Here is a 23,387-nt window from a genome sequence, read left to right as displayed (position 1 = left end):
ACGGGCGGCGTTCGGCCCGGAGTTGCCGGCGCCGTCGTCGACGGCGCGGCGGGGGCGGGGGCGGGGGGCTGTTGGTAACCACCCGGCGGAACCGTGAAGATCGCGGTCGAGTCCTGCCCGTGGGACCGGAACCAGACGGCTTCCATCTCCCGGAAGATCGGCGCCTCGCCGGTGTCCTCCACCCGGGGCGCGACCGCGGCCGCGCCACCGACCGGGGTACCGGCCACCGGCCCGGACGGCAGGCCGGACTGGCCGGCCGACCCCGGGTTCGTGGTGTGCGCGGTGCCCGCACCGGCGCCGCGCTGCGGCAACGACCCGACCGTCGGGTACGCCACCGTCGGCGAGCTGACCCCGGACGTGCCCGCCAGCCCCTGGTGGGGTTGCGGGGTGGCCGGCGCCGCCTGCTGATACGCCGGAGCCGCCGGCTGGTACGTGGGAGCAGCGGGCTGGTACGCCGGAGCGGCCTGCTGGTACGACGCCGGTGTCGTCGTCTGGTACGACGGCGAGGGGGCGGGCGGCAGCTGGGTCGCCGTCAGGTGGGTCACCTGCTGGCCGGCCGTGGCCGGTACCTGGCCGGCGGGATCCCCGGCCGTCTGCCACTGGTTCGGCGACGCGTTGCGCCACTGCTCCGTCAACGTTCCGGCGGAACGGGGTGCCCCGACCGGTGCCAGGCTCTCCTGCCAGCCACCGGCGGACGACGACGCGGCCGCGGACGGTCCCGGCTCGACGGCCAGCGGCTGCCGGGGGCGCCCGAGGATCTGGTCACGACCACGCGGCTTGGGCAGCACGACCGTGCTACCGGGCAGGGTGACCTGGGCGACGGTGCCGCCCTCGACGTTGCGACGCAGGTCCACCCGGATGCCGTGCCGGTGGGCGAGCCGGCCGACGACCGCGAGGCCCATGAGCCGGAACGCCGCCACGTCGACGGCCGGCGGCTCCGCCAGCCGTCGGTTCAGGGCGTCCATCTGCTCCTCGCTGAGCCCGAGGCCGCGGTCCTCCACCTGGATCAGCACGTAGTCACGGATCCGCCGGGCGTCGGCGACCACCGTGGTGTGCGGCGGCGAGAAGCGGGTCGCGTTGTCGAGCAGTTCGGCGACGAGCCGGACGACGTCGTTGACGGCGTGCGCGGCGACGGAGATGTCCGGGTCGACGGTGCCGAACTCGATCCGGTTGTAGAGCTCGACCTCGGACTGCGCGGCCCGCAGCGCGTCGATGAGCAGGGCGTCGTCCCGACGTGGCGCGGTCGAGTCGGCGCCCGCGAGGACGAGCAGGTTCTCGTCGTTGCGGCGCATTCGGGTGGCCAGGTGGTCCAGCTCGAAGAGCTGGGCCAACCGCTTCGGGTCCTCTTCGCCGCGCTCGATCGCGTCCAGCTCGCCGATCATGCGGTCGACCAGGGTCTGGCTTCGACGGGCCAGGCTCAGGAACATCGTCGACACGCTGGTCCGCAGGGCCGCCTGTTCGGCCGCGACGCGGACGGCTTCCTTGTGGACCACGTTGAAGGCCAGCGCGACCTGGCCCACCTCGTCCTTGTTGTCCAACCGGATCGGGTCCCGGACCTGGCGGACGATCTCGTCGACACCGCCGTCGCCGAGGTTGCCGATGTCCCGGAGCCGCTTGACCGCCTCGGGCAGGTCGTGGTTGGCCACCGAGAGCGCGCCCTCGCGGAGTCGGCGCAGCGACTGGTTGAGCGAGCGGGCCAGCACCACGGCGAGCGCGAGCGCGACGATCAGCGTGATGAGCACGATCACCGACTCGATGATCGCCTGCTGGACGACCTCGGACCGGGCCTGCTCGGCCTGGGCGAGCAGGTCGGTTTCGAGCTGGGTCTCGGCCCACCGAATCAGGTCGTTGATCGCGCCGATCGCGATCGCCGCCGAGTTGGCGGCGATCGGGCTCTTCGTTCCCACCGACGCGGTCAGGTCCCGGGTCACCTGGTCGGCGAGCACCGTCGCGTCACCGGTGACCGCGCCGTTCACCACCGCCCGCTGGCGCGAGTCGGCGGAGGCCGCGAAGGTCAGCAGCGCCTCCTGCTGGCTGGTCAGGGTGGCGACGAAGGCCGAGAACTGCTCCTCGTCGAGCTTGCCGCCGACCAGGGCGCTGTAGACGACCGCCTCTTCCTCGGCCACGGCCTCCTTGGCCTGGGCGAGCGCGGAGAGCGTACGCAGGCTGTCACCGACGGCGCTCTCACCGGAGATCTGGCCGAGCGCCTCGCCGTACGACACGAGGTCGGTGATGATCACGCCGTACCGCAGCGCGGCCTCGGACGGTGCCATCTGCTTGCGGTCCAGCACTTCCTGCCGGGTCCCGTTGAGGGTGGCCAGGTGGTCGTCGATGGCGGCGAGCCGGTCCTTCACCGAGGCGGGTACGTCGCTCACCTGCGCGCGCCGGTCGTTGTAGGCGGCGATCCGGGCGTCGGTCCGCTTCACGTGCGCGTTGTAGACCTCGGGGCCCAGTTTGGTGTCCGCGAGAAGTCGTGACGCCGCCATCCGCTCCTTGTGCACGTCCTGGGTGAGCGCCGAGACGTCGGCGGAGAGTTCGGTCAGCGACCGCACCACTCCGGCGTCGTAGGCGCCCTGGCCGATGTCGACCAACCGGATCGTGGCCAGCGCGAGTACGGCGGCAACGGGGACGACGAGAATCAACGCGAGCTTGGACCGGATCCGGGTGTCCCGTAGCCGGGGGAGCCAACGACGCGGTGCAGCGCCCTCCCGCGGTCCTTTAGCGGGCAGGGTCGTAGGTCCGGTGCTCACGACATCGCCTCCGTCGTTTCTTTACGTGACCCGTCGACCGATGCCTGCTGCAGCGGATCGAGCCGCACGCGGCACGGCCGCGATTTCATCAGAAGAAGGCCGCTTTGGGAAGCGACGGCAGGGCAGCAAAGGGCCATCATGGGGTGTCTACTACCCTCGGAGCCGAGAGATCGGCCGACCGCCAAGTCTCTGATCAGCACATATATCTCTAGAGTGGTCGTTTGTATCTGGAAAGTAATGCCGCACCCCTACTCCCTCTTATCACTATGTGGGACCGGTCATCCCGAAACCGGCCGAGGTATCCCCCGCTTGACCCGGACGGCCGGCATTGGCAAGGTTTTGCGGGTTTGAAGGTTTCGAGCGAACCATACGGCAGATCACTTGCCATCCATTGTGGACGACCCGACCGGCGGTTGGGCAAGCGCCCCGCCCGTGCCGGATAACTGGAGGACTGAGTTGAGGCCCATCCGCTCCGCGATACCCGCGCTGCTCGCGTCGGCCATCCTGGCGACCTCGCTGACCGGCTGCCAGTTCGGCGCGCCCGAACAGGAGGGCGGGGAGATCCTGATCGGTGCCGATCTGGAACTCTCCGGCGCGGCCGCCCAGGTAGGCAAGGCATACCAGCGCGCCCTGGAGCTCAAGGTCGAGCAGCTCAACGAGTCCGGCGTGCTCGGCGACCGTACGGTCAAACTGGACGTCCGGGACAATCGGTTCGACCCCAGCGTCTCGGCGAGCAACATCGGTGACTTCACGTCCAACCCGGCGATCAGCGGCATCATCATGGGCAGCTGCAACGACTGCGCCATCGGTGCCGCGAAAACCGTCAACGACAAGCGGGTTCCGACGATCGCGCTGGCACCGGCCGGCGACGTGTCCAGCCCGGCGGCCGAGCGACGTTACATGTTCAAACTGGGGCCGAATGCCCGCGACAACGTCGCCGCCATCGTCGCCGAACTCAAAGCCCGGAACATCAAGTCGGCGGCCCTGCTGCACACCGACGACAGCTACGGAAAGGAGGGATCGGCACTGATCAGCTTCGAACTCGATCAGACCGGCATCGACCTCCTGGCCAAGCGATCCGTAAAGGTCACCGACACCGACGTCAGCCAGTCGGTACGCACACTGGTCACCGAGGAGCCCGAGGCGCTGATCGTCTGGGCCCCCGCCGAGCAGGCGACGCTCGCCTCCAGCAGCCTCGCGCAGGAGAAGTTCGAGGGTGACGTCTTCTTCGACGCCGTGGCGGCGGGTGAACTGTTCGTCGGCGCCGGTGGCGCCGCGACCGAGGACACCACCATGGTGTTCACCCAGACGATGGTGATCGACGACGTGATCGCGACCACTCCGGCCAAGGCAGCCCGCAAGCAGTGGTTCCGGGACTACACCGCCCGGTTCGGGGGCTACTACGGATACTCCTCGTTCGCGGCCGACGCGATCCAGTTGATCGTGGACGCCGCCGCCCGGGCCGACGGCAACAGCGAGACGCCGAACCGGGACAGCATCCGCAACCTCCTGGAGACCGCGGAGACCGACGGGCTCTCGGGTCCGATCCGGATGACTCCGGAGAACCACTCCGGACTGATGCCCCAGGCCCTGACGCTGCTGGTGGCCCGTGGCGGACGGTGGCGCCTGGCGAGCTGAGCCGGGGCGGGCGTACCGGGCGAATCCGGACGGCCGCGCCAGGAAGCCGACGAGAAAACACTCCTCGCCCCCGCAAAGACATCCGGGTTAGCCTGTCGGCACTGTCGATCCGTCGAATGAGGTGGCCTAGCGATGATCCGACTCACCGGCGTATCCCGGACCTTCGGCAGTCGGTCCGGGGGCGCGGTGGAGGCGCTGCGCGGGATCGACCTCGACGTGGCGGACGGGGAGTTCCTCGCCGTGGTGGGCCGCTCCGGTTGCGGTAAGTCGACCCTGCTCCGGCTGATCGCCGGCCTGCTCCCGGTCAGCGACGGCGAGGTGCGGGTCGGCGAGACGGTCGTCAGCAAACCGCGTCGGGACATCGCCATGGTCTTCCAGCGCCCCGCGCTGCTGCCCTGGCGCTCGGTGCTCGACAACGTGATGCTGCCCACCGAGATCTTCGGTTGGAGCCGGTCCGAGCACCGCACCCGGGCCCGCGACCTGCTGAACCTGGTCGGACTGAGCGAGTTCGAGAAGCGTCTCCCACACGAGCTGTCCGGCGGCATGCAGCAGCGGGTGTCGCTGGCCCGGGCACTGATCCAGCAGCCCAAGGTCCTGCTGATGGACGAGCCGTTCTCGGCGCTCGACGCGCTGACCCGGGAGGAGCTGTCGGTCGAGCTGCAACGGATTCACATGGAGCACTCGGCGACGATCGTCTTCGTCACGCACTCGATCGACGAGGCGGTGCTGCTCGCCGATCGGGTCGTCGTACTCAGCCCGCGTCCGGGGCGGATCCGCAAGGTACTCGACATCGACATCCCCCGCCCCCGGTCCCTTGGCCGCAACGCGCACTTCGAGGACGTTGCCCGGTGCAGCGCGGAGCTGCACGAACTCCTCATCGACCACGACAGGGGCGACGCCGACGGCGGTCCCGGACTGGCGCTGAGCGGCAGTGGTCAGACCGACCGACCGGCCTGACCGACGACGATTTCGACCACCACGTCGATAACTACGAGTAACCGGGCCGTTCCGTACCGCTCGATGGTGCGGAACGGCCCCGCCCAGGGTGGCGGTGCCGGAGGGCGAGTGCGTAACGTGCCCCGCATGGCCTTCCGGACCTGGGGCAAGGTGCTGCTCGCCGCACTCGGCGTCGGGGTCGTTTCCGGCGCCGGCCAGTTGGGCATCGCGTACGGGCTCGGCCTCGTCCGCTTCAACCGCACCTTCGACGCGGTCATCGCGAATCAGTGGCCGGCCCAGCGGGTCTGGGTCGGCTGGTTCGCGATGGTGGCGGCGATCACCGGTGCGTTGATCGCGGACCGGTTGGCCCGCCGGTACGACCTGCCCACCACACCGGGTGTCCAGGCCGCCACCGCTGCCGCCGGGGCCCTCGGCGCGCTCGTCGTCGCACCGCTCTCCATGCAGCCGGCGCGGACGGCCCAGCTCGCCTCGGCCGACCCGGTGGTGTCGGTCGGCGTGATCGCGGCGCTCGGAGCCGGGATCGGGTTCGTCGCCGCCCTGGCCACGCTCGTCCAGCGCCCGGTCCGGTGGAACGCCGGTGCGGTCATCGCGGCGGTCTGGTTCCTCGCGGTGCTGTCCGTGATGCCCTCCCTCGGACCCGACGATCCGCTACCCGCCGTCCGTCTCGGGGTGCTGGACCCGAGCTGGCTGGGCGCCGGCACCGCCCAGCGTCTCGCGGTCGTCACCATGCCGGCGCTGGCCCTGGTCGCCGGTGCGCTCACCGGAGCACTCGCCCGATCGCGCGGGCTCCCGATGCCGGCGGTGGCGAGCTGCGGCGTCGGCGGGCCGGCGCTGCTCGCGCTCGCCTACCTCGTGGCCGGGCCCGGCGGTTCGTCCGACGGGTACCAGGCCGCGCCGTACTGGGGAGCACTGATCGCGGTCGTGGCCGGCGGTCTCGGGTCCGTACTGGCCGCCATGGCACGTTGGCCGCTGACCACCGGCGGTACGGCCGAGACCGGCGGACCGGCGTCCACCGTCGACACCGCCGCCCCGGACACGACGACGACGTCCGGGACGGTTGACATCCCGGCACCCCGCCGGTCGACCGAGCAGTTCGAGGCCGCCGGACAGTTCGAGGCCACCGGACAGTACGCGCCCGCCGGACAGTTCGAGGCCACCGGACAGTTCGCGCCCGCCGGACAGTTCGAGGCCGCCGGACGGGCCGGGGCGACGGAGTACCCGGAGTTCGGCACCCGGTCGGAGGGCACGAACCCGTCCGCCGTCGCCGATCAACCCTTCGACGCCGACCGAACCGCCGTCGCCGATCGGCTCAGCGACATCCACTGGCCGCTGGCCGACAGGTACGGCTCGGTCGAGGGGTTCGGCTCCTCCGCCGACCGCACCGATTCCGGTACGTCCCAGGCAGAGCCCCGGAAATCGTGGGAAGAGCCGGTCACCTGGCCCGACACCCCGGTCACCGGCGCCGCCGGCCCCAGCGGAACTCCGGCCGGTGGATCCGCGCCGGCCGAGTTCCCCACCGACTGGTCAGGGGTACGGCGTCCGCGTACCGAGGACTTCTGGCCGACACAGTCGCTGGCGGAAGTGGCGTCTCCGGCGGAAGCCGCACCGCACGCAGAAGCCGTGCCACCCGCAGAAGCCGCACCGCGCGCAGAGGCGACCCGAGCGGCGGCAGCGCCGGCAGAGGTCGCCCCGCCGGCAGTGGCGCCGCCACCGGTGATTCCGGGACGGGCCGTCCCGCCGCCGGTGATACCGGGACCCGAGACCCCGGCACCGGTGACTCCAGGGCCGGCGGCGCCACCACCGGTGGCGCGCCCCGCCGCGACGCCCTCGCCGATCACCAGTCCACCCACCGCCCCGGCCCCGGTCACCGCGCGCGGCGCCGCGCCGACTCCGGTCAGCGGGCGGAGCACCGCACCACCCCCGGTCGGCGGGCCGGACGCCGGACCCCCGCCGGTGCGGGACGAACGGGTGCGCGACGAACGGGTGCGCGAAGAACGGGTGCGGGAAGAACGGGTGCGGGAAGAACGGGTCACCGACGAGTCGTCCGACCGGGCCTCGATCGGAAGCCCGGTGGCCGCCGTCCGGCCACCCGACGACGAGCAATCACCCCCGAGCCTGCCCACCGGAACGGACGAAAGCTGGGACGCCTTCGCGCCGACCAGCCGACTCCGCCCCGACCGCGACGCGACGCCGACCTGGTCGTTCCACCAGTCCATCGAGTTGGGCGGGGATCAGGCGCCGACCGGTCCCCATCGAGGTTCCGCCGGGCGGGCGGACGCGGAGCAGTCCGGCGGCGCCCCGACGAGTCCGACCCACGCGGAGCCGAGCCGGACGGAGCCGGGTCAGTACGGCCGAGCAACCCCGACAGGGCTGGGCCGGACGGAAACGACTCCGGCAGAGACTGCCCGGACCGGGACGGGCCGGTCAGAGACCTACCGCATCGACCCGGGCCAGGCCGACTCAGGCCAGACCGGTTCAGGCCAGACCGACTCAGGCCAGACCAACTCGGGACCGGCTGATTCAGGGCAGCCGCACTTCGGCGGCGGTGACGGGTTCCGCGCCGACGCGACCCGGACCGACCTCGAGGCGGCAGAAGGCAACCGGCCCGAGGCCGACTCCGAGCAGGAGACGGCGCCGGCCGGCAGCGGAGACCCGGTCACCTCGACCGGACGGATCCGGCGCGGCCTGTTCCGCCGCAACCGGTCCGGCTCCCAGTCCGCTCCGGAACAGTCCCGGAAGACCGACAGCGACACCGACACCGGACCGACGGAGTCGAAACAGCGGGAGTCGAAACAGCGGGAGTCGAAGGGCCGCAACCGTACGGACGAACCGGTACCGGCCCGCGACGAGGAGTACGTCGAATGGGTCAGCGGGCTGAGCGAGCCTGACCCGGCGGCTGACGACCTGAGCCGCGAATCCGGCGGACGGCGGTCACTGCGCTCGACCGGTCGCCACCACGCCGACTGAGAGCGCTGCGATCACCCGCACGGCCGGGTCGGTCCCGACTGGTCCGTTCGGCGTGGTGTGCCGAACGGACCAGCCGGGACCTGCGGTGGGTCAGGCCAGCGGCAGGTACACCTTGCCGCCCGAGGACAGGAACTCGGTCGACTTCTCCCGCATGCCCTGCGCCGCGTACTCCTTGAGCTCCTGGGTGATCTTCATGGAGCAGAACTTCGGACCACACATGGAACAGAAGTGCGCGGTCTTCGCGGGGCTGGCCGGCAGGGTCGCGTCGTGGTATGCCCGCGCGGTCTCCGGGTCGAGCGACAGGTTGAACTGGTCCTCCCAGCGGAACTCGAACCGCGCCTTGGACAGCGCGTCGTCCCACGCCTGGGCCCCGGGGTGGCCCTTCGCCAGGTCCGCCGCGTGCGCCGCGATCTTGTACGCGATCACGCCCGCCTTCACGTCGTCGCGGTCGGGCAGCCCGAGGTGTTCCTTCGGGGTGACGTAACAGAGCATGGCGGTGCCGAACATCCCGATCATCGCCGCGCCGATCGCCGACGTGATGTGGTCGTACGCCGGCGCGATGTCCGTGGTCAGCGGGCCGAGGGTGTAGAACGGCGCCTGGTGACACAGTTCCTGCTGGAGATCGACGTTCTCTTTGATCTTGTGCATCGGCACGTGGCCGGGACCTTCGATCATCACCTGTACGCCGTGCTCCCAGGCCACCGAGGTCAGCTCGCCGAGCGTACGCAACTCGGCGAACTGTGCCTCGTCGTTCGCGTCCGCGATCGACCCGGGCCGGAGCCCGTCGCCGAGCGAGAAGGCGACGTCGTACCGGGCGAGGATGTCGCAGAGCTCGGCGAAGTTCGTGTAGAGAAAGTTCTCCTGGTGGTGTGCGAGACACCAGGCGGCCATGATCGAGCCGCCCCGGGAGACGATCCCGGTGACCCGGTTCACCGCGAGCGGCACGTATTCGAGACGTACGCCGGCGTGCACGGTCATGTAGTCGACGCCCTGCTCGGCCTGTTCGATCACGGTGTCCCGGAAGACCTCCCAGGAGAGCTTCACCGGATCGCCGTCGACCTTCTCCAGGGCCTGGTAGATCGGCACGGTTCCGATCGGCACCGGCGAGTTGCGGACGATCGCCTCCCGGGTCTCGTGGATCCGCCTGCCGGTGGAGAGGTCCATCACGGTGTCCGCGCCCCAGCGGGTCGCCCAGGTGAGTTTCTCCACCTCCTCGGCGATCGACGAGGTGACGGCGGAGGTGCCGATGTTGGCGTTCACCTTCACCAGGAACCGACTACCGATGATCATCGGTTCCGACTCCGGATGGTTGACGTTCACCGGTAGGACGGCCCGACCTGCGGCGATTTCCTCCCGTACGACCGCGACGGGAATTCCCTCCCGGAGCGCGACGAATTCCATCTCGGGCGTGGTGATCCCGGCGCGGGCGTACCGCAGTTGGGTGGGCCGCTGCCCGTCCCGTCCCGCCAGTGGGCTGCCGGCGCCGCGTACCGGGGCCACGTCCCCCCGTTCGGCGATCCACGGCCCGCGCAGCGGCGGCAGGCCCTCGGCCGGATCCGACCCGGGACCGGAGGTGTCGTAGAGCCGGACCGACGGTTCCGCCCCGGTCAACTCGACCTCGGCGAACGGCACCCGGACGTCCGGCCGCACCCCCGTCACATAGACCTTGCGACGAGCCTTCATGAGACAACCTCCCTGCTTCTTGACGCTCTCGATGAGCGGCACGGTCGTCGTGTCACTCCGACCCACTCCCGTCCCGGCCGGACCAGCCGTGGTGGTCCAGCGGCCCGTGACCGCCGCCCAACTCCCAGCGCTGGGCGCCGAGCAGCGCGCGGGCGACGTACCTCTTCGCGAAGACGACCGCCTCCGGCACCGCGTCGCCGAGCGCGAGCCGCCCGGCGATCGCGGCCGAGAACGAACATCCGGTGCCGTGGGTGTTGCGGGTCTCGACCCACGGTCCTCGGAGCAGTCGGACCGTCGCGCCGGTCCACAACGCGTCCACGGCCCCCTCGGCCGGCGACTCCGCGTCGGCATCGCCACCGGTCACCACCACGTACCGGGAGCCGGTGGCAGCGAGTTGCCGGGCCGCCTTCGCCATGTCGTCCGGAGTGGACACCACCCAACCGAGGATCGCGGAGGCTTCCGCGCGGTTCGGGGTCATCACCATGGCGTACGGCAGCAGCCGCTCGATCGCGTTGACCACACCGAGCCGCCGCCCGCTGGTCGAGACCAGTACGGGATCGACGACCAGATTCGGCAGCATCCCGGACCGCGCGGCTCCCGACACCGCGTCCGCGACCGCCGTGCTGCCGAGCATTCCGGTCTTCACCGCCAGCGGCGGCAGGTCGTCGGCCAGCGCGGTGAGCTGATCGGTCACCGTCTGGGCCGGCACCGGAAATACCGCCCGGACGTCACGGGTGTTCTGTGCGGTGATCGCGGTGATCACGGAGGTGCCGTACAACCGCATCGCGGCGAAGACCTTCAGGTCGGCCTGGACACCGGCACCGGCACCCGAGTCGGATCCCGCCACCGTCAGCACGATCGGCGGGGTCACCGGGTCCACCGCCCGGCGACCGGGGCTGCCGGGGCCTGCCTGCCGGCTGCCGAGCAGAGTGCGCGTACCAGCCGGCCGGGATCTTCGGCCCGCATCACCGCGCCCATCACCGCCACCCCGGCCGCACCGGCCGCGACGCACGCCTCGACGTGCCGCACGGTGCTGACGCCACCGAGGGCCAGCACCGGGACCCGGGTACGGGCAACCAGTCGGGCCAGCCCGGCGGCGCGCAGCGGTGGCCCGTAGCCGGGCTTGGACGGGGTCGGGAAGACTGGCGAAATGGTCACGTAGTCCTCGGTGCGCAGTCGGGTCAGTTCGGCCCGGTCGTGGCAGGAACGCCCGACCAGGCCCAGATCCGGCGGCGGACAGGGCTCGGCGGCGGTCAGGTGCACCGCGTCCCCGCCGAGCGGGTCCGGTCCGGCGACGATCAGGGCGCCGTCGACCTCGGCGAGGATCGCGCGCAGCCGCCCGGCCAGGTCCAGCCGCTCGTTCCGCGGCAGATCCCGCTCGCGCAGCAGCACCCAGCGGACCCCGCCGTCGACCGCCGCCCTCACTGTCTCGCCGAGCGGTCGGGCGGCCTGCCGGCGGTCGGTGACCAGCACGATCCCGTCGGGTACGCCGCCCCGCCCAGCACGCACACCAGGCACACCAGGCACACCGCGTGGGTTCACAGCTCCGGCCGCCCTTCGTCCGGTGTGGACGCCAGGGCGTGGAATCGCCGGGCGATCCGGCCGGCGCCGGCCGCCAGTCGACCCGCCTCCACGGCGTGCCGCATGGCCGTCGCCATCCGCACCGGATCGACCGCCCGGGTCACGGCGCTGGCCAGCAGCACCGCGTCGCAGCCCAGCTCCATCGCCAGCGCCGCGTCGGAGGCCGTGCCGATGCCCGCGTCCAGGATCACCGGCACCTCGACGCTCTGCCGGAGCAGCCGCAGGTGATGCGGGTTGCCGATACCGAGTCCGGAACCGATCGGCGCACCCGCCGGCATCACCGCGGCACAGCCGGCGTCGGCGAGCCGTCGGGCCAGCACCGGATCGTCGGTGGTGTACGGCAGCACCGTGAAGCCGTCGGCGACCAGCCGCTCGGCGGCGGAGAGCAGCTCCACCGCGTCGGGCAGCAGGGTGCGCTCGTCCCCGATCACCTCAAGCTTGATCCACGGCGTCTCGAACGCCTCCCGGGCCAGGTGGGCGACCGTCACCGCCTCGGTGGCGGTACGACAGCCGGCGGTGTTCGGCAGCAGCCGTACGCCGCACCGGGCGAGCACCTCCAGCATCCCGCCGCCCATCGTCGCGGTGCTGTCGATCCGGCGGAGGGCGACGGTGACCAGCTCGGCGCCGCTGGCCCGGATCACCTTCTCCAGCATGGCCGGGCTGGTCACCCCGCCCGTGCCGAGAATCAGCCGGGAACCGAACGTCGTCCCGCCGAGCGCGAACGCCGACTCGGGCGGCGGGGTCGACACGGCGCTCACCCGCCCTGGGCCGCGGTCAGTACCTCGACCCGGTCCCCGTCCCGCAGCGCCCGCGCCGGCCAGCCGGTCCTGGGCACCACCTCGCCGTTCACCGCGACCGCCACACCTCGGCTCTCCCCGGTGAGCTGGGCGACGAGATCCGCCAGGGTCACCTCGCCCGGCAGCCGGCGTTCGACACCGTTCACGGTCAGTTCCATCGCATCCTCCCGACGTGGGACGACTGGTCGTCGACAAAAGGGCCGCGCTCGGCGGCGAACCGGTCCGGGGCCAACGGCCCGAGCAGCGGATCGGCCACCCCGGTGGACAGGAGGTCGGCGACCAGGTCGGCGGTGATCGGCGTCAGCACGATTCCGTGCCGGTAGTGCCCGGCGGCCACCACCACCTCCGGCCGGTGCGCCAGCGGGCCGATCAGCGGCGCGTTGTCCGGCGTACCCGGACGCAGCCCGGCGCGGGCCTCCACCAACTCGTACTCGGCGATCTCCGGCAGCAGGTCGGTCGCGGCCCGGAGCAGTTCGAGCACGGCCCCGGCGGTGACGTCGAGATCGCCCCGCTCCTCGACGGTCGCGCCGACCACCACCTCACCGTCGGCCCGGGGCACGAGGTACACCGACCGGCCGTCCGCGTAGCCGCGGATCACCCGCCGGAAGCCGGGTCCGGCGCCGGCCGGCGCCCGCAGTCGGAGCACCTGCCCCTTGACCGGCCGGATCGGCAGGCCGGTCAGGGCCGCCGTACCGCAGCCGGCCGCCACCACGGTCACGCCCGCCGGGCGGGCCACGTCGGACAGTCGGCGCACCGGCGTTCCCACCAGGGACACCCCGGCCCGCCGGGCCGCGATCCGCAGGGCGGCGACCAGCCGGCGCGGATCGACCTGGTGGTCGCCGGGGGCGAGGGCGCCACCGCGCAGTCCCGGTGCCAGCAACGGTTCGTGGGCCCGCAGCTCCGCCGGCCGCAGCGGCGTCACCGGCAGGCCCAGCTCCCGCTGGTACGACCACAGCCGCTCCGCCTCGGCCAGGTCGTCGCCGGTCAGTGCCACCGTCAGGGTGCCCTCGGTGCGGTAGCCGACCTCCAGCCCGGTGCTTTCGGCCAGCTCGGCCACGAAGCCCGGCCATCGGGCGGCGGACTCGACCAGCAGCCCGGTCAGCGTCCGCTCGCCGAAGTACGTCTCCGCGACCGGGGCCAGCATGCCGGCCGCGACGCCGGACGCACCGGAGCCGGGATCGGGGTCGTACACAGTGACCCGCATCCCCCGGGTGGCGCAGCGCCAGGCGACGGCCAGTCCGATCGGACCGGCACCGACGACCACCACGTCGGGTAGGCCGGCGGCTAGCACCCCGCCGCTCCGGCGGGAGGCGCGACGGCGACACCCCCACCTGGCGGATGGCCCCGGCCGGATTCCGGCACCGGCGGCGTCCGACGCCGCCCCTGATCCGCGGCCGAGGCGGTTCCGGGCACGGGCAGCGTCGGTCGACGCAGCGCGTGCAGAAGGTCGACGGTGGCCCGGGCCGGGTCCGCGGCCTGGGACAGTGCCCCGACCACGGCGACCCCGTACGCCCCGGCTGCGAGCAGCTCGGGTACCCGCTCCGCCGTGATTCCGCCGATCGCGATCACCGGTACCGACACCGCCGAGGCGACCCGGCGGACCCCGTCCGCCCCGATCGGCGCCGGAAGTCCCGACTTGGTGGTGGTGGCGTGACACGGACCGACACCGAGGTAGCTGGCGCCGGCCGTCACCGCCGCCACCCCGGCATCCGGATCGCGGGCGGTGGCGCCGAGCACCGCCGCCGGACCGAGAACCCGCCGGGCCACGTTCACCGGAAGGTCGCGCCCACCGACGTGCCCGCCCGAGGCACCGATCGCGAGCGCGATGTGCAACCGGTCGTTGACCAGGCACGACGCTCCGGCCGCCGCGCACAGCGCCAGCACCCGGCCGGCCAACTCGTACGCGGTGCGGTCGTCGGTGTCGTCCTCGACCCGGACCTGGACGACCAGTTCGGGACCGGCCACCGACAGGGCGGCCCGGACCACCGCGAGCGGGTCCCGCCCGGGGCGGGTGTCGGTGACGAGATGCAGGCGACCGAGAGACGACACGGCAACGCTCCTCCCTGCGCCGGCATTACCCGGATCAGGTTCGACGGTCGGGGGCTTCAGCCCCCCTCTCAGCCCGGTGCACCGGGCTCCCGTGGGTTACTTGTCGGCGAGCGTACGCGCTCTGTAACGGATACGTAAAGACCCGTGACCCACCGCACACCCCAACGGGTGCCCGGTCACGTGTCCGGCCGTGCCGTCCGGCCGAGGGGTCAGAGGAGCGCGCGTAGGGCGGTCAGGTCTTCCGGGGACGGATGCCAACGGCCGGCCCGCGCGTTGGCGTACACCTGCTCCGGCGTGGTCGCGCCGGCGATCACCGACGTCACCGCGGGCTGGGCGGCCAGGCCGCCGATCGCCACGTCCAGTATGGAGAGACCACGCTCGGCCGCGTACTTCTCGATCGCCTCGATGGTGTCCCACGGGGCGGACGCCAGCCGGACGGCGTAGCGCGGAGAGCTGCCGGCCAGGCGGCTGCCCGACGGCGCGTCGGCTCCCCGCTTGTACTTGCCGGTGAGCAGTCCGTCGGCGAGCGGGAAGAAGGGCAGCAGGCCGAGGCCGAACCGCTGGGCGGCCGGCACCACCTCGGCCTCGACCTCCCGATGCAGCAGGCTGTAGTGGTTCTGGGCGCTGACGAACGGCGTGAATCCCCGGGTACGCGCCGTCCATGCCGCGTCGGCGATCTGCCAGCCGGTGAAGTTCGAGTTGCCGAGGTAGCGGACCTTCCCGGCCCGTACGAGGTCGTCGAGGGCGCTCAGCGTCTCCTCGATCGGCGTCCCCGGGTCGGGCTCGTGCAGCTGGTAGAGATCGATGTGGTCGGTGCCCAGCCGGCGCAGGGACGCCTCGACCGCTCGTACGAGGTAGCGCCGGGATCCCCGGGCACCATGGTCCGGCCCGTTCATCCCGGACATGTCCATGCCGAACTTGGACGCCAGCACGACGTCGTCCCGGCGACCGCGCAGGGCGGCGCCGAGCAGCTCCTCCGACCCGCCGTGCGGCTCCCCGTAGATGTCGGCGGTGTCGAAGAAGTTGATCCCGGCGTCGAGCGCGGCGTCGACGACCGCGCGGGTGCCGGCGGCGTCGAGTTTGCGGCCGAAGTTGTTGCAGCCGACGCCGACCACGGACACCACCAGCCCGGAGTCGCCCAACCGGCGGTAGGTCATCTCAGTCACGTGATCAACCTTATGCTCCCGGTTCCGGCCCGGCACCCCCGCCACCGTCGGGTCCACCCGGCAAGGAAAGACATTCATAAAACAGTTTCACAGCCATTTATATCGCCATCGGCGGCGCGTCGCCTACGATCCCCGAAAACTGCTATATCGTGGGCGGGAATTCGGCGACCGCCACGAAACCTGTGCCGTCCATGGTCGCCGTACGACTGTCGGAGGCGTGGGTTCACATGACGGTGAACGGCCGATTCGACCGCCCCGGCGCGGACACCTCGATCGTCCCCGCCCAGGTCAACAGAGACAACAGCGCGCCGACCGAGGTGACCATCGTACTGCCGTGTTACAACGAGCAGGCGCATGTCCTGACCGAGATAGAGCGCATCACCACGGCGATGGACCGCAGCGGCCTGCGGTACGAATTGCTGGCGATCGACGACGCGTCCACCGATCACACTCTGGACGTCCTGCGCGAGGCCGCCAACCGCTTTCCACAGTTGCGGATACTGGCCTTCCACCGCAACGGCGGCTCCGGCACCGCGCGGCGGATCGGCACCGAACAGGCTCGTGGTGCCATCGTGGTCTGGACCGACGCGGACATGACCTATCCGAACGAACGCATCCCCGAATTCGTCCGGCTGCTCCTTCGCGACCCGCACATCGACCAGGTCGTCGGCGCCCGCACCAGCGAGCAGGGCTCACACAAGCTTCTCCGGGTGCCCGCGAAGTGGCTGATCCGCAAGATCGCCGAATGGTTGGCCGGCACCCGTATCCCGGACCTCAACTCCGGGCTCCGGGCATTCCGGCGCGACGTCTCGCTGCCGTACCTCCGACTGCTTCCGGCGGGATTCTCCTGCGTCACCACCATCACGATGGCCTTTCTGCACAACCAGCACGACGTGCACTACCTTCCGATCACCTATGCCCGACGGTCGGGATCGTCGAAGTTCCACTTCGTCCGCGACGCCTACCGGTACATCCTCCAGGTGCTGCGAATGGTGATGTATTTCAATCCACTCAAGGTCCTGATGCCACCGTCGCTCTTCCTGTTGGCCATCGGATCAGGAAAAGTCGTCTACGATCTGGTCGCGCATCCGGTGCGAATAGCCACCAACACCGTACTGCTCCTCTGCGCCGGCCTGATCGTCGGAGCGGTGGCTCTCCTCGCCGACCTCATCGTCAGGTCCAGAATCGACTGGCTGCCCGGAAAACGAACGTGACCGGAACGTCGCCGACGACGGTAGAACTGTCCGCCCCCGTCGCGACCTCCGTCCCGACCGCCGGACGTCGGATCGAACGGTGGGGCTGGGGGGCGGTCGGCGCCATCACCGCCGTGGTCGCGTCGACCTGGGTACCACTGCTCGGCGAACCCTTCGGCGACAACCACCTGGGCCGGATCGTCGGGCGGTACGCCCTGCACGAGCGGAACCTACAGGAGCAGGGCATCCTCGGCTCCCAGTTCGGTGCCGACTGGGCGCCGTACGCCTCGGCGCCGTACGCCCACCATCCACCGCTGCTCAATCTCCTCACCGGGTTGACCGGACTGCTGCCCGGCGACGCCGAATACCAGATCTGGCTGCCGCCGTACCTGCTGGCGCTGTTGATCATCCCGGCCGGTGCCGCGTTGCTGCGCGGGTTCGGAGTCCGCTGGTCGGCCACCCTGCTCGCGATCGGGCTGATGGTGGCCACGCCCTTCTACTGGGTCTACAGCCCGCTGATGTTCGACCTCGGTCCCATCCTGGCGCTCTCCGCCGCCGTGGTACGGCTGCGCACGCGACCCGATCCCGGGCGCGCCCTCGTCGTCGGCACCTGTGCCGCCGCCCTGTCGACCACGCTGGTGTCCTGGCCCGGCATCGCGTTCGCGGCCGCGCTGGGGCTGTGGCTGTTCCTGGCCCGGCGGATCGACCGGGTGACGGTCCTGGTGGCGGCGAGCATGCTGACCGGACTCGCGATCAGCCTCGCCTTCGTGGTCGGCGTCACCGGGATGGACCTGCTCGGCGGGCAGGCCGAGCTACGCAGTACCGGCGGCGACTACACCGTGTCGCAGTTCCTCAGCCGGCAGTGGCACTTCGCGTACCTGCTGCTGCCGGTCTGGTACCTCGGCGCGCTGCCGCTCGGCGCGGTCGCCGGGCTGCTGGACCGGCGGACCCGGAGCTACCTGGCGATGGCGATCGGCTTCACGGCCGCCTGGGTGCTGGGGCTGAGCAACGGGGCGTACGTCCACTCGTACTGGTCGTATCCGGTCCTCGTGGTCGGGTTGGTCGGCATGGGCGTACTCCTCGACCGGATCGTGGACCGGCTGGCCGAGGGAATCGTGGGCCGGCGGTCGGTTCGGCTGGTCGCGGTCGCGCTGATCTGGGCCGCGCTCGGGACGTACCTCGGCGCGGGGCTGGTCGTCGGTCCGGTCCGGCACCGACTGCTGACCGAGCCGACCCGGGCCGGCCGGCTCGTCGCCGAGCACCCGCCGGCAGCGGGACAGCGGTACGCGTGGATCGCCGGGACGAGCGTGACGACGCCGCGCTGGTTCGTCTACTACTGGCAGTTGGCGCCCCGGACCCTCACCGTCGAGACGTTGCGTACCGAGCCGACCGCCCGCGCCGACGACCTGGTACTGATGAACGTGCGGCAGCGCCCGGACTGGTTGCCCGAGTCGATCGAGGCACAGGCCGTGGCCCGGGACGGGCCGTACGCCCTTGTTCCGGTGGCCGCCCTCCGGACCGCCGCCCGCTACTGAACGCCTCGGCGCCGAAGCGGTGCGACGACGGTGGCGGGCCAGAACCCCTCGACGGCCCGCCGTCGGGCCGCCCGTCGCAGTCGGGCAAGCCGGTCGGGGTCGCCGGCCAGCTCGCGAAGTGCGGCCCCGAGCGCGTCGACGTCGCCCGGCGGTACGAACAGCGCCGCGTCGCCGAGCGCCCGTCGTTGCGGGGCCGTGTCGGAGGTGACGATGGCACAGCCGGCCGCCGCCGCCTGGAACACCTTGGTCGGGACCACCCGACGCGCCTTCTCGGTGTCGCCGAAGATGCCGAGCGCGACGTGGTGCCGGGCGACGAACGCCGGCAGCTCGGCCGATGGCACCCAGTCGTACCAGGTCACTCGCGGATTGCCGGCGGCCGCCTGACGACACGCCAGGTGGTCCTGGCCGGTGCCGACCACGGTCACCTCGACCGACTCGTCGGCCGCCAGCGTGGCCAGGGCCGCTCCCAACGTCCGGGTGCCGTGCAACGGGGTGAACAGTCCGACGAAGACGACCCGCAACCGCGCGGCAGCGGAGGAGGCGAAACCGGTGGGACCGGCGGGTCCGGCGAAACCGGCGGGTCCGCCGCACCACCGCTCCCGGACGGTACGGGCGCCGGCCTCGAACCATTCGGCGCCGGCACCGACGGGCACGACGACTCCCCGGTCCCTCGTGGCCGCCGGCAGCCCGGCCAGGTGCTCGGCCGTGTCCACCAGGACGACATCGGCCCGCCGTAACGCGCCGTCGTCGATCGCCCGCAGCAACCGTCCCCGGACGCCACCACCGTCGCCGAGGCCACGGTCCCGGGCCGTTCCGACGGCGGAAACAAGATGGTCGAGCACGATCGGGGTACCCGGAAAGAGCCACCGGGCCAGGCGGACGTCGAAGTGGCCGAGGTAGCCGACGAGCACGGCGTCGACCGGGCTGTCCGCCGACCGGTACCGGTGTTGACGGGTCCGCAGGACGAGCAGCGCCCAACACCGGGCCAGCTTGCCGAGGAGCACGGGAAGCCGCCACGGCTGCCGGAGTACGGCGACCCGCCCCGCGGTGTCCAGCGCCAGCGGCACGTTCACCTCGTCGACCTCGTCGCCGGCCGCCCGGAGTCCCTGGACGAGTACGCCGACCCGGGGGTGCCGGCGCACGTCGTAACTGCCGAACACCAGCCATCGCACGGCAGCAGCGTAGCGCGCCGTACCCGATCAAGCACGATCCGTGGTTACGGCTGGCGCGTCGCCGGCTCCGACGTCGCCACCCGCTCCACAGTCGCCCCGTACAGCATCTTCCCGTCCGACGGGTCCACTCTGTCCGACGGGTCCACTCTGTCCGGCAGGTCCACTCTGTCCGGCAGGTCCACCCCGGCCGGCGGGTCCACTCCGGCCGGGGCAGCCGCGACGGTCGACGCCTCGACCCCGGCCTCCCGACGCCGCACCCGGCCGGCCAGGACCGACAGGGCCGGCAGGACCAGGTCCGCGGCGGTCAACAGCAGTCGGGACATCACCGCGACGACCAGTGCCGCCGGCTGGGCGACGCTCGAACCGAGAAGCAGCGGCAGCGCCACCTCCCGGGGCCCGACGCCGGCCGGCGCGACGGCGAGCAGGAATCCGATCGACCAGGAGCCGGCGAACGCGCCGACCGACCGGACCAGCAGGTCCGGGCCGTCCGCACCGATGTCGACGAGCAGCACCCAGAGGTGCACGCCGTACCCGAGCCAGGCCGCCAGGGACCAGCCGACGGCCCCGCCGACGCCGCGCAGGGTCAGCGGCCGGGGCAACGGGTCGCGGCGGGCCAGCCGCAGCAGCCGGCCGATGATCCGGTTGAGCAGGGGAGGCCAGAACACGGTCAGGGCCAGCGGGACGGTCAGCAGGGTCCACCAGAAGCGCGCGAACGCCCGGTCGTCCAGCAGCGGCAGCGCGGCGGCGGTCAGCAGCAGGCCGGTTCCCAGGGAGAGAAGCATGGCCAGCAGCACCGCCGCGGCCGAGGCCCGCCCCGGCACCCCGTACGGCCGGCCCAGCCGGGCCTGAAGCATGATCGGCCAGACCTTGCCGGGGATGTACTTGGCCAACTGCCCGACGAAGAAGATCCGCATGGCCCCGGTGGCCGGCAGGTCGACGCCGAGATCCGCCAGGATCGCCCGCCAGGCCAGGAACGTGCAGCAGCCGCCCGCCATGGCGGCCAGCCCGGCCAGTGCCAACCCGGGAACCGAGAGGTCGGCGAGTGCCTCCGGAACCTCGGCCCACCGCCGCGCCACCGACCAGCCGAGGAAGCCGAGAAACGCCATGGTGATCCCGACCTGGAGGATGCGCCGGGCCAACCGCGATCCGCCGGGTGTGGGCAGCGTCACAGCTGGCACGATACCCGGCCCGGGGACACCGGCCGGCCGGCCACGCCGGACCGACGGGACCGGCCACGGCGACGATCAGCCTCCGACGTCCCAGACGGGTTCCGGCGTCTCGACCACCTCACCGTCGCCCCGGAAGAGCAGGAAGCGGTCGAACGAACGCGTGAACCACCGGTCGTGGGTGACCGCCAGCACCGTCCCCTCGAAGGCCCGCAGCCCGGTCTCCAGGGCCTCGGCCGAGGCGAGGTCCAGGTTGTCGGTCGGCTCGTCGAGCAACAGCAGCGTCGCCCCGGACAGCTCCAGCAGCAGCACCAGGAACCGGGCCTGCTGACCGCCGGAGAGCGTCCCGAACCGCTGATCGCCCTGTGCGGCCAGCTCGTACCGGTTCAACGACCGCATCGCGGCGTGTCGGTCCATCCCGGCCCGGTGGTCGTCGCCCCGCCACAGCACCTCGACCAGCGTGCGGTCCAGCAGCTCCGGCCGGTCGTGCGTCTGCGAGAAGTGACCGGGCCGGACCCGGGCCCCCAACCGGGCCACGCCGCCGTGCCGGACCGGAGCCAGCACCGGAGCGCCGTCCACCGGCGCATTGGCCGGGTCGGGGTCGGTGCCGCCCCGGGCCAGCAGTCGGAGGAAGTGCGACTTCCCCGTCCCGTTGGCACCGAGTACGGCGACCCGGTCGCCGTACCAGACCTCCAGGTCGAACGGGAAGGTGAGATCCTCCATCTCCACCTGCTCGCAGACGATGGCCCGCTTACCGGTACGCCCACCGGTCAGCCGCATCCGGATGTCCTGGTCCTTCGGCGGTACGGGCGGCGGCCCGGCCTCCTCGAACTTGCGCAACCGGGTCTGCGCCGCGTGGTACCGGGAGGCCATGCCGCTGTTGTAGGCCGCCTTCTGCTTGTACATCAGCATCAGCTCGCGCAGCTTCTGGTGCTCCTCGTCCCACCGTCGGCGCTGCTCCTCCAGCCGGTCGTGCCGGCTGGACCGGGCCGCGTGCCAACTGTCGAACCCTCCTGGATGCACCCAGGCGCTGCCGCCCTCCACCGCGACCACCCGGTCCGCTGTCCGGGCCAGCAGCTCACGGTCGTGCGAGACGTACAGCACCGACTTCGGCGACTCGCGCAGCCGCCCCTCCAGCCACCGCTTCCCGGGTACGTCGAGGAAGTTGTCCGGCTCGTCGAGCAGCAGCACCGCGTCGGCGCCCTGGAGCAGCAGTTCCAGGGCGAACCGCTTCTGCTGGCCGCCGGAGAGCGTGCGTACCGGGCGGGTCCGGCTCCGTTCCCAGGGCAGGTCCAGCACGATCGTGGAGACGGTGTCGAAGAGCACCTCGGCGTCGTACCCTCCGGCCTCGCCCCAGGCGGCCAGCGCTTCCGCGTACGCCAGTTGGGCCTTGCCGGCCGCGCTGCTGAACTTTCCGCGCACCTCGGCGGCGTGCAGCGCGATCTCGGCCGCCGCGAGCCGCTCCCCCGCCGCGCGCAGTGCCGGCGGTGACAGCGACAGCACGAGGTCGTGCAGCGTCGACTCGTCGCCGATCATGCCGATGAACTGCCGCATCACGCCCAGGCCGCCGGAGGAGGCGATGCCGCCGCTCCGGGTGGGCAGGTCGCCGGCCACCATCCGGAGCAGCGTGGTCTTGCCGGCGCCGTTCGGTCCGACCAGGGCGATCTTGGCACCCTCGCCGACCCGGAAGGAGACGTCGGAGAACAACTGCCGGCCGTCCGGCAGGGTGTATCCGACTCCGGCCACGTCCACGTATCCCACACCGGCATCCTTCCCGAACCGCCCCGGTTACGGACAGCGAGTTTTGGACCCCGGCCGGTCGGGCCGCAGCCGGGCCGCCCGGGTCGGGCCGTCGGCGGTCACCGGACGACCCGGAGCACCCGGTAACCCTTCTGACTGGCATGCCGCTCGACCCGCCAGCCGTTCTCGACGAGCCAGCGTTGCAGCGAGTCGCCGCCGAGATGCCGGGCCACCACCAGCCAGGCCACTCCGTCCGGCGCCAGCCTGGGGAGCCAGCGCCGCAGCATGTCGTGCAGTTCCTCCTTGCCGACCCGGATCGGCGGGTTCGACCAGAGTTGGGTGAAGGTGACGTCGTCCGGAACCTCCTCCGGCGCGTCGACCCGTACCCGGTCGGCGACGCCGAGCCGCTCGGCGTTCTCCACGGTGAGCTCCCGGGCCCGGGCGTTGACGTCGACCGCCCAGATCTGCGCCTGCGGCGCCCGGGTGGCGAGTACGCAGGTGATCGGCCCGTACCCGCACCCCAGGTCGAGCAGTGCCCCCGAGGTCTCCGCCCCGGGCAGTTCGGCCTTGCGCAGGAGTACGGCGGTTCCCGCGTCGAGCCGATCGGCGGAGAAGACCCCGGTCGACGAGGCCAGCGAGTAGTCGTGCCCCTCGACGGAGAACGTCACCTCGCGCCGCTGGGCACTGACTGCGGGATCGATGCTGAAGTAGTGGTCGCCGGTCACGCCACGCATTCTCGCCTATCGTGCCTACCGCCTCGACCGGTGGTCAGGCCACCGGCTTCGCCCGGTTTGCGGGCCAAATGCCCGCTCGTTCACCAACCGTGATTCGTCCTCGGAAACCCGCGCTCATTTATTTCCGTTACCCTGTGCGACATGGTTTACGGGCGCGGATCTGGGCCGGGCGGCGAGCCGCCACGGTCGCGACGAGATCGCGCCGAGCAGCCCCCGGTCGACCCGGACGCGGCGGCCGATCCGCCGGCCGGGCGGACCG

17 protein-coding genes, 1 pseudogene and 1 riboswitch are annotated in these 23,387 nt (G+C 71.9%); of the genes and pseudogenes, 5 read left to right on the top strand and 13 right to left on the bottom strand.

Annotated features, from left to right (window positions below):
• On the bottom strand, positions 1 to 2,750 hold a 2,750-nt coding region (locus tag I0C86_RS21385), incomplete at its 3' end, for a sensor histidine kinase (RefSeq protein WP_196203030.1).
• 456 nt (positions 2,751 to 3,206) lie between these two features.
• Between I0C86_RS21385 and I0C86_RS21380 the strand changes: the two genes are divergently transcribed.
• From I0C86_RS21380 to I0C86_RS21370, 3 genes are all read left to right on the top strand, one after another.
• Entirely contained in the window at positions 3,207 to 4,388 is a 1,182-nt protein-coding gene (locus I0C86_RS21380) for an ABC transporter substrate-binding protein (protein ID WP_196203029.1), read from the top strand.
• 132 nt (positions 4,389 to 4,520) lie between these two features.
• The gene (locus I0C86_RS21375) at positions 4,521 to 5,345 is read left to right on the top strand and encodes an ABC transporter ATP-binding protein (protein ID WP_196203028.1); all 825 of its coding nucleotides are present in this window, start codon (positions 4,521 to 4,523) and stop codon (positions 5,343 to 5,345) included.
• 126 nt (positions 5,346 to 5,471) lie between these two features.
• Complete coding sequence (locus I0C86_RS21370; RefSeq protein ID WP_196203027.1) at positions 5,472 to 8,312, top strand: hypothetical protein; 2,841 nt, start codon at positions 5,472 to 5,474, stop codon at positions 8,310 to 8,312.
• 90 nt (positions 8,313 to 8,402) lie between these two features.
• Here I0C86_RS21370 and thiC read toward each other — a convergent pair whose 3' ends face one another.
• The 8 genes and pseudogenes from thiC to I0C86_RS21330 form a co-directional block, all read right to left on the bottom strand.
• Positions 8,403 to 9,995 (bottom strand): phosphomethylpyrimidine synthase ThiC, encoded by a 1,593-nt coding sequence (gene thiC / locus I0C86_RS21365; RefSeq protein ID WP_196203026.1) that lies wholly within the window; start codon positions 9,993 to 9,995, stop codon positions 8,403 to 8,405.
• 52 nt (positions 9,996 to 10,047) lie between these two features.
• A complete protein-coding gene (thiD, locus tag I0C86_RS21360) occupies positions 10,048 to 10,866 on the bottom strand; it encodes a bifunctional hydroxymethylpyrimidine kinase/phosphomethylpyrimidine kinase (RefSeq protein ID WP_196203025.1) in 819 nt (272 codons plus the stop codon).
• Positions 10,863 to 11,504, bottom strand: a complete 642-nt coding sequence (locus I0C86_RS21355) for a thiamine phosphate synthase (protein WP_323373768.1) — start codon at positions 11,502 to 11,504, stop codon at positions 10,863 to 10,865. Before I0C86_RS21355 ends, thiD begins: the two co-directional genes overlap by 4 nt.
• A gap of 29 nt (positions 11,505 to 11,533) precedes the next feature.
• Entirely contained in the window at positions 11,534 to 12,325 is a 792-nt protein-coding gene (locus I0C86_RS21350; protein WP_196203024.1) for a thiazole synthase, read from the bottom strand.
• A 5-nt stretch (positions 12,326 to 12,330) separates the two neighbouring features.
• The gene (gene thiS, locus I0C86_RS21345; protein ID WP_196203023.1) at positions 12,331 to 12,531 is read right to left on the bottom strand and encodes a sulfur carrier protein ThiS; all 201 of its coding nucleotides are present in this window, start codon (positions 12,529 to 12,531) and stop codon (positions 12,331 to 12,333) included.
• Positions 12,522 to 13,664, bottom strand: coding sequence for a glycine oxidase ThiO (thiO, locus tag I0C86_RS21340; RefSeq protein ID WP_196203022.1), 1,143 nt, complete (start codon positions 13,662 to 13,664; stop codon positions 12,522 to 12,524). Before thiO ends, thiS begins: the two co-directional genes overlap by 10 nt.
• Before the next feature lie 140 nt (positions 13,665 to 13,804).
• A pseudogene (thiE, locus tag I0C86_RS21335) lies at positions 13,805 to 14,422 on the bottom strand (thiamine phosphate synthase); the annotation flags it as partial.
• Positions 14,417 to 14,525, bottom strand: a riboswitch (TPP riboswitch). Its footprint overlaps the pseudogene before it by 6 nt.
• A 106-nt stretch (positions 14,526 to 14,631) precedes the next feature.
• Positions 14,632 to 15,579 carry an aldo/keto reductase gene (locus I0C86_RS21330; RefSeq protein ID WP_196203033.1) on the bottom strand — a complete coding sequence of 316 codons (948 nt, stop codon included), beginning with the start codon at positions 15,577 to 15,579 and terminating at the stop codon, positions 14,632 to 14,634.
• 236 nt (positions 15,580 to 15,815) lie between these two features.
• Between I0C86_RS21330 and I0C86_RS21325 the strand changes: the two genes are divergently transcribed.
• Entirely contained in the window at positions 15,816 to 16,802 is a 987-nt protein-coding gene (locus I0C86_RS21325) for a glycosyltransferase family 2 protein (RefSeq protein WP_196203020.1), read from the top strand.
• Entirely contained in the window at positions 16,799 to 18,316 is a 1,518-nt protein-coding gene (locus I0C86_RS21320; protein WP_196203019.1) for a ferritin family protein, read from the top strand. The genes I0C86_RS21325 and I0C86_RS21320 overlap by 4 nt, the downstream gene beginning before the upstream one ends.
• Here I0C86_RS21320 and I0C86_RS21315 read toward each other — a convergent pair.
• The 4 genes from I0C86_RS21315 to I0C86_RS21300 form a co-directional block, all read right to left on the bottom strand.
• On the bottom strand, positions 18,310 to 19,488 hold the full coding sequence (locus I0C86_RS21315; protein ID WP_323373767.1) for a glycosyltransferase: 1,179 nt from the start codon (positions 19,486 to 19,488) through the stop codon (positions 18,310 to 18,312). The two genes, I0C86_RS21320 and I0C86_RS21315, sit on opposite strands and share 7 nt — an antisense overlap.
• A gap of 44 nt (positions 19,489 to 19,532) precedes the next feature.
• Complete coding sequence (locus tag I0C86_RS21310) at positions 19,533 to 20,657, bottom strand: lysylphosphatidylglycerol synthase domain-containing protein (protein ID WP_196203018.1); 1,125 nt, start codon at positions 20,655 to 20,657, stop codon at positions 19,533 to 19,535.
• A gap of 75 nt (positions 20,658 to 20,732) precedes the next feature.
• Positions 20,733 to 22,415, bottom strand: coding sequence for an ABC-F family ATP-binding cassette domain-containing protein (locus I0C86_RS21305; protein WP_196203017.1), 1,683 nt, complete (start codon positions 22,413 to 22,415; stop codon positions 20,733 to 20,735).
• A 98-nt stretch (positions 22,416 to 22,513) separates the two neighbouring features.
• On the bottom strand, positions 22,514 to 23,119 hold the full coding sequence (locus tag I0C86_RS21300; protein ID WP_196203031.1) for a class I SAM-dependent methyltransferase: 606 nt from the start codon (positions 23,117 to 23,119) through the stop codon (positions 22,514 to 22,516).
• Positions 23,120 to 23,387: the final 268 nt, after the last annotated feature.

This window comes from Plantactinospora alkalitolerans, from assembly GCF_015690345.1.
In the GTDB taxonomy this organism is placed as follows: Bacteria; Actinomycetota; Actinomycetes; order Mycobacteriales; family Micromonosporaceae; genus Plantactinospora; species Plantactinospora alkalitolerans.
Note: the sequence above shows the minus strand (reverse complement) of the source record. Positions and strands in the feature narration are given on the sequence as shown.

Coding starts and splice junctions, on each gene's coding strand:
- I0C86_RS21375 (WP_196203028.1), top strand. CDS start 4,521: ATGATCCGACTCACCGGCGTATCCCGGACCTTCGGCAGTCGGTCCGGG.
- I0C86_RS21370 (WP_196203027.1), top strand. CDS start 5,472: ATGGCCTTCCGGACCTGGGGCAAGGTGCTGCTCGCCGCACTCGGCGTC.
- thiC (WP_196203026.1), bottom strand. CDS start 9,995: ATGAAGGCTCGTCGCAAGGTCTATGTGACGGGGGTGCGGCCGGACGTC.
- thiS (WP_196203023.1), bottom strand. CDS start 12,531: ATGGAACTGACCGTGAACGGTGTCGAACGCCGGCTGCCGGGCGAGGTG.
- I0C86_RS21330 (WP_196203033.1), bottom strand. CDS start 15,579: ATGACCTACCGCCGGTTGGGCGACTCCGGGCTGGTGGTGTCCGTGGTC.
- I0C86_RS21325 (WP_196203020.1), top strand. CDS start 15,816: ATGACGGTGAACGGCCGATTCGACCGCCCCGGCGCGGACACCTCGATC.